The following is a 14,336-nucleotide window of genomic DNA, read 5'->3' on the forward strand; positions in this document are numbered from 1 at the left end:
GGCGCGACTCCGGGACGACTGTCGCTCGCCCCGGGGTCGCGTTGACCATGATAGGAGCCTTGCGTGACGACGTTCAGCGCGATCGCCCGGCACGGCGGCCGCTGGCTTCCAGTGATCGGCGTATCCGCGCTGGCTGGCACGTTGAGCACGCTCGCGCTTCCGATTGTTCTCGGCAAAGCCGTAGACGCAATCGTTATGGGCGGCGCCGGTGGCACGTGGCTTGTGCTGTCGGCGTCGCTCATCGCGGTCGGCGTACTCGTCGACCTGGTAGACGCCTTCGCCGGTGTGGCCTGTGTCGCGAGCACGACAGCATGGCTGCGCAACCGCCTGATCCGCCATCTGCTCGCGGCCGGTCCGGGGCGTCGTTTCGACACTGGGGATCTGGTCACCCGGGTATCCGGTAACGCCGTGGACGCGGCGCAGGCGGGCCCGGCCTTGGTCACTGTGTGGATGGCCGTGCTGCCACCTGCCGGCAGTCTGGTCCTCCTCACAGTGATCGACTTCTGGCTGGCGGTCGCCTTCGTCGCGGGGCTGACGCTCGTTGCCCTGGTGCTGTGGGTGTTCACGCGCCGGACCGCTCAGGTGATCACGTCCTACCAGCAGGTACAGGGCCGGATCGCGGCCCGTCTTGAGGAGTCTCTGGCCGGTGCCCGGACGATCGCGGCCGCGGGCACGTTGCATGACGAGAAACGCCGCGTGCTGCGTGAACTGCCCACATTGCACGATCAGGGCATACGCAGCTGGCAGGTCCTGGCCAGGTCGGTCGCCCAGGCCGGCATCGTCGGTCCACTGGTGACAGTCGCTGTGCTTGGTGCCGGTGGAGTCGCTTTGCTGAACGGCCGGATCACGCCCGGTGATCTGTTCGCCGCGTTGCAATACGCCATTCTTGGTGCAGGGCTCGGCGGCATGACAAGTGTCTTCAGTAGACTCGCCCGGGCACGGGCCGGTGCGAACCGGGCCGCTGAGATCTTTGACACCAAGCCGATGTCGTACGGACGTCGCGCATTGCCGGACGGCCCAGGGCGGATCGAGTTCCGGCACGTGACTGTCCATAAGGGAGAGTCAACGCCCTTGCGCGACGTCAGCCTGACTCTGCCCGGTGGTGCCGCTGTGGCCGTGGTCGGCGGTTCCGGTGCTGGAAAGTCGGTTCTGGCGGCGGTCGCGGCCCGGCTGGAAGACCCGTCGGCCGGGGAGATTCTGCTCGACGGTGTGTCGTTGGCCGAGCTCGGCCATGCGTCAGTGCGTAACGCTGTCGGCTGCGCGTTCGAACGTCCTACTTTGGTCGGCGGCACGATAGCCGACGCGGTCGGGATGGGCCACGACCTCGACACTGTTCGTTCCGCCGCACAGGCGACCCACGCTCACGAGTTCGTGAGCCGGTTGCCGCGCGGTTACAACACTCCGCTTGCCGACGCGCCGATGTCCGGCGGTGAGGCGCAACGCCTCGGACTTGCGAGGGCCTGGCATGCCAAGCGTTTGCTTGTGCTGGACGACGCGACATCGAGCCTCGACATGGTGACCGAGATGCAGATCGGCCAGACCCTGACCACTGATCACGGCCGCCGCACCCGGTTGATCATCACCCATCGGGTTGCGACGGCCGCACGCGCGGATCTGGTGGTGTGGATGGATTCCGGCAAGGTCCGGGCGGTCGGGCCGCATGCGGTGCTCTGGGAGGACCCGGCATACCAGGCCTTGTTCGGAGCATCGGCGTGAAGCGCGAGGTCCGGTTCGGCGCCGCTGCGTTGCTTGGCAGGCCCGCGTTCGGATTGCTCACTTGGTCCATTCCGGAGGCTTTGCCGGCCGCGGTGTCCGGCCTGGCTGTGGCCAATGCCGTTGACGAGGGATTTCTAGCCGGCCGTCCGGTGACAGGTTTCGCGTGGCTGGCAGGGTTGATGCTGGCGTCGGTGATCGGCGCGGCCGGGTCACGGAAGGTGTTTCAGCGCCTGGGGGAGCTGGTCGAACCATTCCGGGACGACCTTGTCCGGCGGGTCGTGGGCAGTGCCTTGTACAAGAGCGTGTCCGGCCGCCCGGACGAAGGCGCGCTGGCCCGGCTGACCCGGCAGGTGGAGATCGTCCGGGATACGTTCGCCGGCCTGATCGTGGTGATCCGCAGCTTCCTGATCACAGTCGTCGGTGTGGTGATCGGCCTGCTGTCGCTGCAACCCACGATCATGCTGCTGATCCTGCCACCGTTTCTGATCGGTTTCATCGCATTCCTGGCGACACTGGGCTTCGCGGCGGCCAGACAGCGAGCGTCCATCATGGCCGATGAAAAACTTGCCGCGGCAGCGGGAACAGTGCTTGCCGGCACACGGGACATCGTCGCGTCAGGAGCCGAGGAACACGCCGCCGCGATGGTCGCGGGCCCGATCGAAGACCAGGCCGACGCCGAACGTGCGCTGGCCAGAGTCGCCGCGTTGCGGACCGCTTGTTTCGCAGTCGGCGGGTGGCTGCCGTTGATCGTCCTCCTGGCCGCTGGGCCGTGGCTGGCCGGGCAGGGGCTCACCGCGGGCCTGATCATGGGCGGGCTGACATATGTCCTTTCCGGACTGCAACCGGCCCTCCAGGCGGTGATCGCCGGAGTGGGCGGGAGCGGCCTGCGGTTCGTGGTCACTCTCGGTCGAATCCTCGACGAGACCGCGGTGCAGCCGGGAGTCGTGCCGCAGCACGACGAGCCCGAGAACAACGACCTGATCCTGCGGGACGTCACGTTCGCCTACGGCCCGCATGCCGAACCGGTACTGCGCGATCTTGACCTGACTGTCCTTGACGGCGAACACCTGGCTGTGGTGGGGCCGAGCGGGATCGGGAAGTCCACATTGGCCAGTCTGGTCTGCGGGCTGCGTACGCCGGGCTCCGGGACGATCCGGCTGGGCGGCGTTCCCGCGGCCGAACTCAGCCCCGAGGCCAGAGTACTGATTCCGCAGCAGGCATACGTCTTCACCGGCACGCTCCGGGAGAACCTGACGTACCTGAGGCCCGCCGCGACCGACGACGAGATCCAGGCGGCCGTGGCCGCAGTGGGTGCGGGGGACCTGGTCGGCCGGATCGGTGAGAACCTCGACCCGGCCGGGCTTTCGGCCGGCGAACGGCAGCTGATCGCCTTGGTGCGTGCGTACTTGAGCCCGGCGAAGGTCGTGGTGCTCGACGAGGCCACCTGTCATCTGGACCCGGTGGCCGAACGCCGCGCCGAAGAGGCGTTCGCGCGGCGGGGCGGAACGCTCATCGTGGTGGCCCATCGGATCAGCTCGGCGCGGCGAGCCGAGCGGATCCTGGTCCTCGACGGGGTCAGTGCGGCGATCGGGGGGCACGACTCGCTGCTGAAGCGGTCGCCGTTGTATCGAGACCTCTGGGGACACTGGGACTGTTCACAACCAGCCCGCCTCCCGGACGATCCGGATGGCGTCGATCCTGGTGCGGGCACAGGTCTTGTTCATCACTTTGGACAGGTAGTTGCGCACGGTCCCCTTGGACAGCGAGAGCCGGGAGGCGATCTCCGGCCCGGAGGCGCCGTCGGCGGCTAACCGCAGCACCTGCAGTTCCCTTGGGGTGAAAGGATTCGGCCCGGCGGACAGGGCGGCGACCGCCAGGTTGACGTCGACCACCTGGGAACCGCGTGCGGCACCACGGATCGCGCTCATCAGACGTTCGGCCGACGTGTTCTTGTCGACCAGGCCGAGCACCTCGGCGGTCAGCGCCCGCTGGACAAGGCCGGGCGGCTTGGCATTGGCCAGGGCCACGACCTGGGTCTCGGGCAGCCGGGCACGTAGTTCCGGGATCATCGTCAGGCCTCGTGCGCACGGCTGGTCGACGTCGATCACCGCGACATCCGGTCGTACCCGGCACGCGATCGGCACCACGTTGTCATCACATTTCAGGTCGGCGACCACCTCCATGTCGTGCTGGTCGGACAACAGTGTTACGAGTGCGTCGCGTAACAGATCCATGTCCACGACGAGTAACACGCGGATCCCAGTCGGCTCTTTGCCCGGGGGTCCGTAAGTCTCCGGGCTGAGTTGCGGCCCTGCCGGCATCATCCCTCCCTCTTGGGCGCGTCGTGACTCGCGCCCACGCCATCAGTAGATAAGGGATGGCCATATGGCCGTTACCCAGACTCCGCTGGGCTGGTCGCCTGCTCATACGAAAGGAGTAATCGGGCAAATAATCAACCAGTGAATTTCAGACCAGACGCGCTCTGATAACGGCGATTTCCCCAGCGGTAAGCCCGGCTTTCACAAGGTATTTCTCGGCATCGAACGAGGTCAGAGCGTCCAATGCGGCCTGTTCGACGGTCGTTCCGTGCTTGGCCAGCAGGTCGTCGATGGCCCCGGTCTGGTCGCCGAAGCCCAGTTCGGCCCACGCGGGCCTGAGGCAGGGGCCACTGAGCGTGTTGTCGGCCGCGATGTCGGCCGGTTCGACCCCGGCGAGCGCCAGCAGCACCAGGGTCACGACGCCGGTCCTGTCCCGGCCGGCGGCACAGTGGTAGACCAGCCCGCCCTCCCCGGCGGCGGCGATCGCCCGGAAGACGTCGGCGACCCGGTTGGGATACCGCTCGAGGAAGGGCGGGTAGTACAGCGGGGTGCAGTCCAGGCCGCGTTCGAGGACGAAATCCGGGTCCTTCTCCTGGTCGAGCGGGACCTGAACGGTGGTCATCCCGGCTGGGCGGCCATCGGGCCGGATCTCCTCGGCGTTGCGCAGATCGATCACGGTCCGGATGCCGTAGTCCCAGATCTCCTGCCACGCCTGGCCGGTCAGCCGTTGCGGCGAGTCCATTCGGACGGTTGTGCCCCAACGTGTTCGGCCACCGTTGCACAGGCGCAGGCCCCCAAGGTCCCGCGCGTTCCAGCAGCCTTCCCAAACCAGATGGCGATCCGAGATCATGCCCACAGCTTAGTGTGGTCAAGATTTTGCGTGCTGTAGTTCAAATCTGCCCTAATATTGGCCTCACCTGGCAACGAGGGATCGAGGGCGGACATGCGCACTCTGCTGGTCGTGCTCAGGCCTTCTGGTGGTAACCGGGGGTTTGGGGGAGCGGCACTCGTTCGCGCCGGATGAGTGCCGCTTCCGGTTTTGCTTCAGCAGTAGAGGTTTGGGCCTGCGGGGACGCCTAGGATTGCGACGAATCTGTTGTAGTTGTTGACGCGGTTTTGGACTTGGGCTGGGTTGCGGCCGTCGCATTCGAGGGAGCCGTTGATGCTTCTGATTGTCTGGCCGAAGCCGGCTCCGTTGACCATGGCGTTGTGGGGCGTCATTGTGCCGGGGCCGTTTTGGGTGTTCCAGTACCAGAGGCCGGTTTTCCAGGCGACGGCCGCGTCCTGCTGGACGAGCCACGGGTTGGTGAGCAGGGGGAGGCCGAGGGCGTTGCCTGCCGCGTTGTAGTTGAAGTTCCAGCTCAGCTGGATCGGGCCGCGGCCGTAGTAGGCGGCTTGGCCTGCTGGGCAACCGTAGGGCTGGCTCCAGTCGCAGTAGTGGGGGTAGTTGGCCTGGTTCTGTTCGACGATGTGTACCAGGCCGCCGGTTTCGTGGTGGACGTTTGCGAGGAACGCTGCGGCTTCTTGCTTTCGGACTGTGTCGCTGCCGGTTTTGGCGAAGGCGGGGTACGCGCTCGTCGCCTCGACGAGGCCGCTGTATGTGTAGAAGCTGTTGCGGCCGGGGAACATTTGGTTGAACTGGGATTCGGTGACGACGAAGCCACCGCCTCCGCCGCCTCCGGCTGGGGCGGTCCACTTTTGGTTCGCTGCTCCGGTGCATTCCCAGATTTGCAGGCGGGTGCCGTTGGCCGAATTGTTTCCTGTTACGTCAAGGCACTTGTTCGCCTGGGGGTTCACGATGTCGCGGGCTGCGGTGACGATCCAGTTCTGGGCGCCGGTTCCGTTGCAGTCATAGAGTTGTACGACGGTTCCGTTGGCTGTTCCGCCGTTGGCTACGTCGAGGCATTTTCCTAGGGCTTGGAGCTGGGAGCCGGTGTTGGTCCAGCTCTGCGCGCCTGTTCCGTTGCAGTCGTAGAGTTGGACTGCGGTTCCGTTGGCGGGGTTGGCTCCGGCGACGTCGACGCATTTGCCGGCCAGGCCGCTGATCTGGCCGACGTCTGCTGATGCCGGTGCCGACGGCAGGGTGATCATGGCCAGGGCTGCTGCCGCGCTCGCGAACAGGGCGACTCTTCGTCTGTACATTGTTTCTCCGGTTCCTTTGCAGGGTAAGGAATCAGGCTGCCGACACTGTCCACTTCTGATTTGCCGCTCCGGTGCAGTCCCAGATCTGCAGTCTTGTGCCGTTCGCTGGATTGTTCCCGGTGACGTCCAGGCACTTGTTGGCTTGGATGTTCACGATGTCGTTCGCGCTACTTATAGCCCATTGCTGCGCGCCTGTTCCGTTGCAGTCATAGAGTTGTACGACGGTTCCGTTGGCTGTTCCGCCGCCGGCCGCGTCGAGGCACTTGCCCAAGGCCTGTAAGGCGTTGCCTGACCGGGACCATTGCTGGGCGCCGGTTCCGTTGCAGTCGTAGAGTTGGACTGCGGTTCCGTTGGCGGGGTTGGCTCCGGCGACGTCGACGCACTTTCCGGCCAGGCCGGTGATCGCGCCGCCACCTGATGTGTTGCTCACGCGGACGTAGTCGACGACAAGGGTGTTCGGCATCGGTGTGCTGCTGTCCGGGTCGCCTGGCCAGTAGCCGCCGACTGCCAGGTTCAGGATCAGGTAGAACGGCCGGTTGTTGAACACCCACTGGCGGCCGCCCAGATCAGCCGGGGTACGGCGCTGGTACACGTTTCCGTCGACCGACCACACCAGGGAGTCCGGCGACCAGTCCAAAGTGAACGTGTGGAAGCCGTCGGCGAACCGTGGCCCGTTGTACGCCGCGCCGATGCCGCCCGAGCCCGAGTAGCCAGGGCCGTGGATGGTGCCGTGCACGGTGTTCGGTTCGAAGCCGACGTTCTCCATCACGTCGATCTCGCCGTTGTTGGGCCAGCCGCCGCCGGTCGTGCCCATCATCCAGAAGGCCGGCCACATGCCCTGGCCGTGCGACATCTTCAGCCGGGTCTCGAACCGGCCGTAGGTCTGGCTGAACTTGCCGGCGGTGTTCATCCGGGCGGAGGTGTACTCGCACCGGCCGTACCAGCAGTTGTAGTTGCCCGGGTTCTCCCGGCGGGCGGTGATGACCAGGTTGCCCTGACCGTCCATGGCGGCATTGCTGGTGCGGTTCGTGTAGTACTGCCGTTCGTGATTGTTGACGTTGTCGCCCTGTTCCAGGGTCCACTTGCTGCTGTCGACGGGACTGCCTGCCGGGCCGTTGAACTCGTCGGCGAAGGTGGTCGCGGCGATACTGACGTCAGGGGCGGCGGTCGCTTGCGTGTTCAACGCGGCGGTGGTCAGAGCCGAACCGAGCACGACGGCCACGGCTGCGGCTCGAGTCCGCCGTAACGCTGGACGGAAGGACATCGTTGTCACCTCTCGTGCAGGGGTTGCGAGAGCGTTCTCACCGTTGGTGTGTTTGTTTTTTCAGTAGATTAACTAAGTGGGAAGGTGGGAACGTCTGCAGTATGCATGGTCTAGACCAGGGCGGCAACACCCGGTCGACCCCGGGTGACCGTGTATGGGGCGTGCCTGTTACGCGGCGGCCGTGTTCTCCCGGGGATCCGCGCCCTCATCGAGCAGTGCCGCGACTGGCAGGGTGGCGGCACCGACTGCGACCGCGTCCGGGCCCAGCTGGCACAGCTCGATCGACGCCACGGCATACGGGTGGCGGAGCGCATGTGCCTGTGCGACTTGACGAACCCGCGGCAGCAGGCGTCCGCCGATCGACAGCCCGGCCCAGCCGCCGAGCACGATCCGTTCCGGATTGAACAGGTTGATCAGGTTCGCGATCCCCGCACCGAGGTAGCCCGCGGTCTCCTCAAGCACGCGTGCGGCGGTCTTGGACCGGACCGCGGCGGCCACAAGTGCGTCCAATTGGGACTGTTCGTCTGTACCTGAAATCTCCCGGCCGCCACGAGCTTTCCGGTACCGGTCGAGGATTCCCTCGGCGCCGACGTACGCTTCAAGGCAGCCGCGGGAACCGCACCTGCATTCGCGGCCGTCGTAGACGATCGTGGTGTGGCCCCATTCGCCCGCGCTGCTGGTCGATCCGCGATAGGTCGTGCCATCGGTGATCACCGCGGCACCGACCCCTGAGCCGATCAGTGCGATCACCGCGTGCTTGGCGCCCCGGCCCGCGCCGAACCACATCTCGGCCTGGCCCTGGGTCTTCGCGCCGTTGTCGAAGAACAACGGCAGCGTGATCCCGCTGGCGCGCAACAGTTGCTCCAGCGCCACGCCTTCCCAGCCGATCGTCTGCGCGTGCACCACCACCGGTTTGTTCTGCTCGACCGTGCCCGGCACGCCTACACCGATGCCGAGCAATGACCGCTCGTCGATGCCCGAGTTGTCGATCACCTCGGTCACGCCGGCCACGATCTGCTTGACGACCTCGGCCGGATCGGGCCGGGTGGACGTCATCGGGTGTTCGGTCGCGGCGAGCCGGTTCATCGCCAGGTCGAACAGCTCGACCTTGACCCCGGTTTCGCCGAAGTCGATACCGATCACGTGGCCGTACGCCGGATCGACGCGCAGCAGCACCCGCGGGCGGCCGCCGTCCGACTCGACCAGGCCGGCCTCGATGATCAGCCGTTCCTCGACCAGCTCGCCGGTGACATTGCTGACCGTGGCCGCGCTCAGACCAGTCAGCTGGCTGAGCTCGTGGCGGCTGAGCGGGCCGTCGAAGAACAACTTCGACAGCAGTGTCGAGCGGTTGTGGCGGCGCAGGTCCCGGACCGTGGTGCGCTTCGGAGCCATGGCTACCCTTTCTCGGCTGTACCCCCACAGCATGCCTCACCAGGCTAAACACCGGCCATAAATTAATTTTTCAAATAACGCCACCGGCTCGGCGTGGCACAATCCACCACGTGCTCCGGTCCATCCAGCAGACAACCCGTGACCTGCGCCGACACAACAGGTCCGCGCTGCTCTCGCGGCTCTACCTCGACGGACCGGGCAGCCGGCTGGAGCTCGTGCGGGCCTCCGGGCTCAGCTCGGCCACGGTGAGCAACGTCATCTCGGACCTGATCAACGACGGAATGGTCACCGAGGCCGGATCGGTCGACTCCGACGGCGGACGGCCGCGGACGCTGCTACAGGTCCGTTCGGACTACGGGTATGTGGTCGGTGTGGACATCGGCGAGACGCACGTCGAAGTCGGCCTCTTCGACTGCACGCTGAACACCGTTGGCACGGCGACATATCCGATTGCCGACACCAAACTGGATCCCGGCCGGATCGCCCAGCTGGTGATCAAAGGGATAACGGCTGTCACAGTGGACATCGACCCGGAGAGCCTGCTCGGTGTGGGCGTCGGCGTACCGGGGGCGGTGTTGTCGGACGGATTGGTACACGCGCCGACCTTGCAATGGTCCGGTGTCCCGCTCGCGTCGATGCTTACCTCGTCGGTCGATGTGCCGCTGTACGTCGACAACTGCGCCCGCACCCTCGGCCAAGCCGAAATGTGGCGTGGTGCGGGCCGGAACGCCGGTCGCGCGGTTGTAGCCCTCCTGGGAGTCGGCGTTGGAGCAGCCGTGGCCACCGGTTCGGATTCATATCGCAGCGCCACAAGCACCACCTGCGAGTGGGGCCACACCGTGATCCAGGTTGGCGGCGCGCCCTGCCGCTGCGGATCTCATGGCTGCCTTGAGGCCTACATCGGCGCCGAGTCCATCCTGAAGCGCTACGGAAAGCCTTTCACCGCAACCGATACCGAGTCCAAAATGGCCGAACTGGTAGCTGCCACCGACCAGGCGGCCCGCGACGCGATCGCGGAAACCGTCGAATACCTCGGAATCGGCATCGCCAACCTGGTCAACATGCTCAACCCGGATCGAGTCGTGTTGTCCGGCTGGGTCAGCGCGGTGCTCGGCCCAGCGATCCTGCCCGCCGTCCGCGACGCGGTGAAACGCCACACCCTGCCCTACCTCTTCGCCGAAACCGGGATCGAACTAGGCCAGCTCGGCAACGCCGAAGTAGCCCTCGGCGCCGCGACATTGCCCGTCCTGCAACTGCTCGCCACCGGCGCCCGCCCGGCCTGATCGGGCCGGAGGCCGGTTTTCGGGTGGGCTGGTGATCTTGGTAGGGGTGGACACGTCGAAGTCATAGGACGGGACCAGTTCGGCGCCATCGGCCTGAGCGGTCTGTCCACAGTGGGCCTTGCCGGGCGACTTCGTTGGCGTGTTGTTGCCACGGTTGTTCCGGTATCGGCCGTATGACGGAGTTTCGCCTGATCACGTACGTCGGCCTGGGCAGTTGTGGCGCCGGGTCCGGTGGCTTCGGCGCGGCGGCGCGGGGGAACCGACCTGGTCACCGGCTTGGCTGGACAGGTGTTACTTTACGTCTTAAATTTAGGGGAATTTCGTGACCTGTTCGTTATTGACGTGACCTCGGGCACGAGGTTGACTCGGCCCATTGGCCGGATCGCGACCGGCCCCCGTGAGAGCGTGTCCATGGAGGCCACGCAGGTGTTCCCGGCGCCAGTGAGCGCCGGGTCCCGCTCGGTGCTCGCGTCAGTCTGTCCTGCCTCAGAATCCCACGACCGCACCAGACCGTGAAGGAGGATCCATGCGAGCCAAGCGCACCGCTGCCTTAGCTCTCGCTGGCATCCTGTCGATGGCCAGCCTCGTCGCCTGCAGTAGCAGCAACCCCGGGGCCGCCAACACCAAGAGCGCGTCCAACGGAGTGCTGAACGTCGGCATGCCCAACGGCCCGCAGACGGAGAACAACAACCCGTTCCTGAACACCTCGGCGTCTCGTTCACTGGGATATGCCCGCGTGATCTACGAGCCCCTTGTGATGTACAACGAGGTCAAGGCCGGCGACAACACCGCGCCATGGCTGGCCGCCAAGTGGGAGTGGTCGGACAACTACCGCAAGATCGTGTTCACCATCCGGGACAACGTCAAGTGGTCCGACGGCAAGGCGTTGACCGCTGACGACGTCGCGTACACGTTCCAGCTGCTGCGTGACAACCCGGGCCTGAACACCGACAGTGTGAAGTACAAGGACATCGCCGCGTCCGGCAACCAAGTGACGCTGGGCTTCGAGGCCTCGCAGTTCGTCAACCAGAAGAAGATCCTCGAGCAGTTCGTCGTGCCCAAGCATCAGTGGTCGACTTTCAGCGCACCGACCACCGAGACGGTGAAGAACCCGATCGGCAGCGGCCCGTTCACGTTGAAGACGTTCACGCCGCAGACCGTGACCCTGACCGCGCGCGAAGGTTACTGGCAGGACGCTCCCGCGATCAAGGAGATGCGCTACACCTCCTACACCGACAACCAGGCGCAGACCACGGCTCTGGCCACCGGCGCGGCCGAGTGGAGTTTCGTGTTCATCCCGAACTACCAGGCGGTCTACACCAGCAAGGACCCGCAGCACTACAAGCTTTGGTTCCCGCCGGTACTGGGCATCCACGGCCTGTGGTTCAACACCAAGGTCGCGCCGTGGGACAACAAGTTCCTGCGCCGCGCGGTGAACATGGTGGTCAACCGGGACGACATCTTCCTGCAGGGCGAGGCGGGGTACTTCTACCCCAAGGTGGACAACATCACCGGTATCCCGACCCCGGCAGGCGAGCCGTTCATCGCGCCGGAGTACAAGGACAAGAAGGCCACAATGGATGTGGCTGGGGCCAAGCAGCTGCTGACCGGCAACGGCTTCACCTACGCCGGGAACGTGCTCAACGACCCGACGGGCAAGCCTGTCAAGATCACCCTCACGGTGCCGTCCGGCTGGTCGGACTACGTCACCGACCTTGAGATCATCAAGGACAACCTCAAGGACATCGGTATCGAGGCCACTGTGGACAAGGCCAACCAGGACGCCTGGGCGAAGGCGCTGGACACCGGTGACTTCCAGGGCGCGCTGCACTGGACGAACAACGGCAACACCCCGTACGACATCTATCAGTCCATCATGGACGGCGCGTTGTTCAAGCCGGTCGGTACAGGCGGTATCAACGGCAACTTCGGCCGGTACGAGAACCCGGCAGCCACGGCGGCGCTGAGCGAGTACGCCAACGCCCCGGACGACGCCGCGCGCACCAAGGCCATGAACGAGCTCCAGAAGATCTTCGTGGAGGACATGCCCGCGGTGATCACCTCGGCGGCCAACGCGGGCGGCGAGTACAGCACGAAGAACTGGACTGGCTGGCCGGACGGACAGAACCAGTATGCTCCCGCGCAGCCGACGCTGGAGAACGCGCTGGACATCGTCATGCGGCTCAAGCCGGCCTCATGACCGCGAGCAGTATGAAGTCGTCGGCCTCCGCGACCACCGAAGTGGTCCTGGAGGCCGATGGCCTGACCAAGCACTTCCCGGTCCGCAAGCGCGGCCGGGAAGTGCTTTCCCGCGTGACGCGGATGGTCCAGGCGGTCGACGATGTCAGTCTGACGTTGCGCCGGGGCCGGGTGACCGCGCTGGTCGGCGAGTCCGGGTCCGGCAAGTCCACAGTGGCCAGATTGCTGGCGCAGCTGTATCCGCGCACGGCCGGCGAGGTCAAGCTGCACGGCAAGCCGGTGACAGCGACCTCCGGCAAGCGGTTCCGGGCGTACAGCCGCCAGGTCCAGATGATCTTCCAGGACCCGTTCGCCTCGCTGAACCCGGTGCACACCGTGCGCTACCACCTGACCAGGGCACTCAAGATCCACAACCGGGCCGGAGCGTCCAAAGAGGATCTGGAGAACGCGCTGACCGGCCTGCTGGCGCGGGTCCAGCTCACGCCGCCCGAGCGCTATATCGACAAGTTCCCGCACGAGTTGTCCGGCGGCCAGCGTCAACGGGTCGCGATCGCGCGGGCGCTCGGCGCCGACCCGGAAGTGCTGCTGGCCGACGAGCCGGTGTCCATGTTGGACGTCTCGATCCGGCTCGGCGTGCTGAACCTCCTGCGCGATCTGAAGGAACGCCTGCACCTGGCGATCCTGTACATCACACACGACATCGCCTCGGCGCGGTACTTCGCCGACGAGACGATGGTGATGTACGCCGGGCGAGTGGTCGAAGGCGGCGACAGCGAGACCGTCACCCAACAGCCGGCGCACCCGTACACCCAGCTGCTGATCGATTCGGCTCCTGATCCAGACCAGATCGCCGGGTACAGGACCAGCGAGAAAGATCGCGGTTCCGGTGAACCGCCAAGCCTGATCAACCCGCCGTCGGGTTGCCGGTTCCACCCACGCTGTCCACATGTGATGGAGCGTTGCAAGACGGACCTGCCGCCACGGTTCGACATCAGCGATGGCCACTTCGCGGCTTGCTGGTTGTACGACAAGGAGAAGGCATGAGCTATCTCCTTAGGCGCGTCGCGTTCTACGTCTTCACGGCGTGGGCCGCGATCACGCTGAATTTTTTCATTCCCAGGATGATCCCGGGTGACCCGGTCCAGTCGCTGATCACCAAGGCGCGTGGCCAGATGACCTCGGATGCGATCGCCTCGCTGTACGTGTTGTTCGGGCTGGATCCCAAGGAAAGCGTGTTCTCGCAGTACTTCAAGTACTGGGGTCAGCTGTTGCGCGGCGACCTCGGGCTGTCGTTCACGTTCTTCCCCAGCCAGGTCAGCGAGGTGATCGGCCAGGCGCTGCCGTGGACGCTCGCGTTGGTCGGCATCACCACCGTGATCGGCTTCGTGATCGGTACCGCGCTGGGCACGCTGGCCGGGTGGCGGCGTGGCTCGTGGATCGATGCCCTGATCCCGGTGACGACATTCCTGTCGTCCATCCCGTACTTCTGGCTCGGCCTGATCGCGATCGCGCTGCTGACCGGCCCGGACAGCTTCTTCCCAGCGGGCAACGGTTACGACACGGGCCTGGTGCCGAACTGGGACTGGGAGTTCATCGGCAGTGCGGTCCAGCACGGCCTGCTGCCGGCGATCACCATCCTGATCTCGTCGATGGCCGGCTGGATCCTGAGTATGCGCAACATGATGGTCACGGTCGCGGCCGAGGACTACGTCACGGTCGCACACGCCAAAGGCCTGCCTGAGCGGCGGGTCATGGTCGGTTACGCCGCTCGTAACGCGTTGCTGCCCAATGTCTCCGGGTTCGCGCTGTCGCTTGGCTTCATCGTCGGCGGCACGCTGCTCGTGGAGATCGTGTTCTCCTACCCGGGCCTCGGCTTCCTGCTGTACCAGGGGGTCGGCTCGAAGGACTACCCGTTGCTGCAGGGCATCTTCCTGATCATCACGTTGTCCGTGCTGCTGGCCAACTTCGTCGCGGATCTGGCCTACATGCTGCTCGACCCGCGTACCCGAAGGGAGGGCTGAC

General features: G+C 65.6%; 10 protein-coding genes and 1 pseudogene. 6 read left to right on the top strand and 5 right to left on the bottom strand.

Annotated elements, in window-relative coordinates:
* Positions 1-63: 63 nt before the first annotated feature.
* Together JOF56_RS60185 and JOF56_RS23215 are read left to right on the top strand one after the other, a co-directional pair.
* Positions 64-1,716: an ABC transporter ATP-binding protein gene (locus JOF56_RS60185; RefSeq protein WP_209641531.1), complete on the top strand. Its 1,653-nt coding sequence runs from the start codon at positions 64-66 to the stop codon at positions 1,714-1,716.
* Positions 1,713-3,527: an ABC transporter ATP-binding protein gene (locus tag JOF56_RS23215; RefSeq protein ID WP_307855221.1), complete on the top strand. Its 1,815-nt coding sequence runs from the start codon at positions 1,713-1,715 to the stop codon at positions 3,525-3,527. Before JOF56_RS60185 ends, JOF56_RS23215 begins: the two co-directional genes overlap by 4 nt.
* Here the strand turns inward: JOF56_RS23215 and JOF56_RS23220 are convergent.
* The 5 genes and pseudogenes from JOF56_RS23220 to JOF56_RS23245 all read right to left on the bottom strand — a co-directional run.
* Positions 3,456-4,040: pseudogene (locus JOF56_RS23220) on the bottom strand (response regulator); the annotation flags it as partial. The gene JOF56_RS23215 and the pseudogene JOF56_RS23220 sit on opposite strands and share 72 nt — an antisense overlap.
* Positions 4,041-4,182: 142 nt before the next feature.
* On the bottom strand, positions 4,183-4,884 hold the full coding sequence (locus tag JOF56_RS23225) for a tyrosine-protein phosphatase (RefSeq protein ID WP_209641535.1): 702 nt from the start codon (positions 4,882-4,884) through the stop codon (positions 4,183-4,185).
* Positions 4,885-5,078: 194 nt separating this feature from the next.
* Positions 5,079-6,176 (bottom strand): chitinase, encoded by a 1,098-nt coding sequence (locus JOF56_RS58140; RefSeq protein ID WP_245378362.1) that lies wholly within the window; start codon positions 6,174-6,176, stop codon positions 5,079-5,081.
* Positions 6,177-6,207: 31 nt separating this feature from the next.
* Entirely contained in the window at positions 6,208-7,440 is a 1,233-nt protein-coding gene (locus tag JOF56_RS23240) for a glycoside hydrolase family 16 protein (RefSeq protein ID WP_209641536.1), read from the bottom strand.
* Positions 7,441-7,608: 168 nt separating this feature from the next.
* Positions 7,609-8,832: an ROK family transcriptional regulator gene (locus tag JOF56_RS23245; protein ID WP_209641538.1), complete on the bottom strand. Its 1,224-nt coding sequence runs from the start codon at positions 8,830-8,832 to the stop codon at positions 7,609-7,611.
* Positions 8,833-8,942: 110 nt separating this feature from the next.
* Between JOF56_RS23245 and JOF56_RS23250 the strand changes: the two genes are divergently transcribed.
* The 4 genes from JOF56_RS23250 (at position 8,943) to JOF56_RS23265 (ending at position 14,335) form a co-directional block, all read left to right on the top strand.
* On the top strand, positions 8,943-10,115 hold the full coding sequence (locus JOF56_RS23250) for an ROK family transcriptional regulator (protein ID WP_209641540.1): 1,173 nt from the start codon (positions 8,943-8,945) through the stop codon (positions 10,113-10,115).
* Between the two features lie 526 nt (positions 10,116-10,641).
* Complete coding sequence (locus tag JOF56_RS23255) at positions 10,642-12,315, top strand: ABC transporter substrate-binding protein (RefSeq protein WP_245378363.1); 1,674 nt, start codon at positions 10,642-10,644, stop codon at positions 12,313-12,315.
* The gene (locus JOF56_RS23260; RefSeq protein ID WP_209641542.1) at positions 12,312-13,358 is read left to right on the top strand and encodes an ABC transporter ATP-binding protein; all 1,047 of its coding nucleotides are present in this window, start codon (positions 12,312-12,314) and stop codon (positions 13,356-13,358) included. Before JOF56_RS23255 ends, JOF56_RS23260 begins: the two co-directional genes overlap by 4 nt.
* On the top strand, positions 13,355-14,335 hold the full coding sequence (locus tag JOF56_RS23265; RefSeq protein ID WP_209641544.1) for an ABC transporter permease: 981 nt from the start codon (positions 13,355-13,357) through the stop codon (positions 14,333-14,335). The genes JOF56_RS23260 and JOF56_RS23265 overlap by 4 nt, the downstream gene beginning before the upstream one ends.
* Position 14,336: the final 1 nt, after the last annotated feature.

Origin of the sequence: Kibdelosporangium banguiense (genome assembly GCF_017876405.1) — a bacterium.
Taxonomy (GTDB): Bacteria; Actinomycetota; Actinomycetes; order Mycobacteriales; family Pseudonocardiaceae; genus Kibdelosporangium; species Kibdelosporangium banguiense.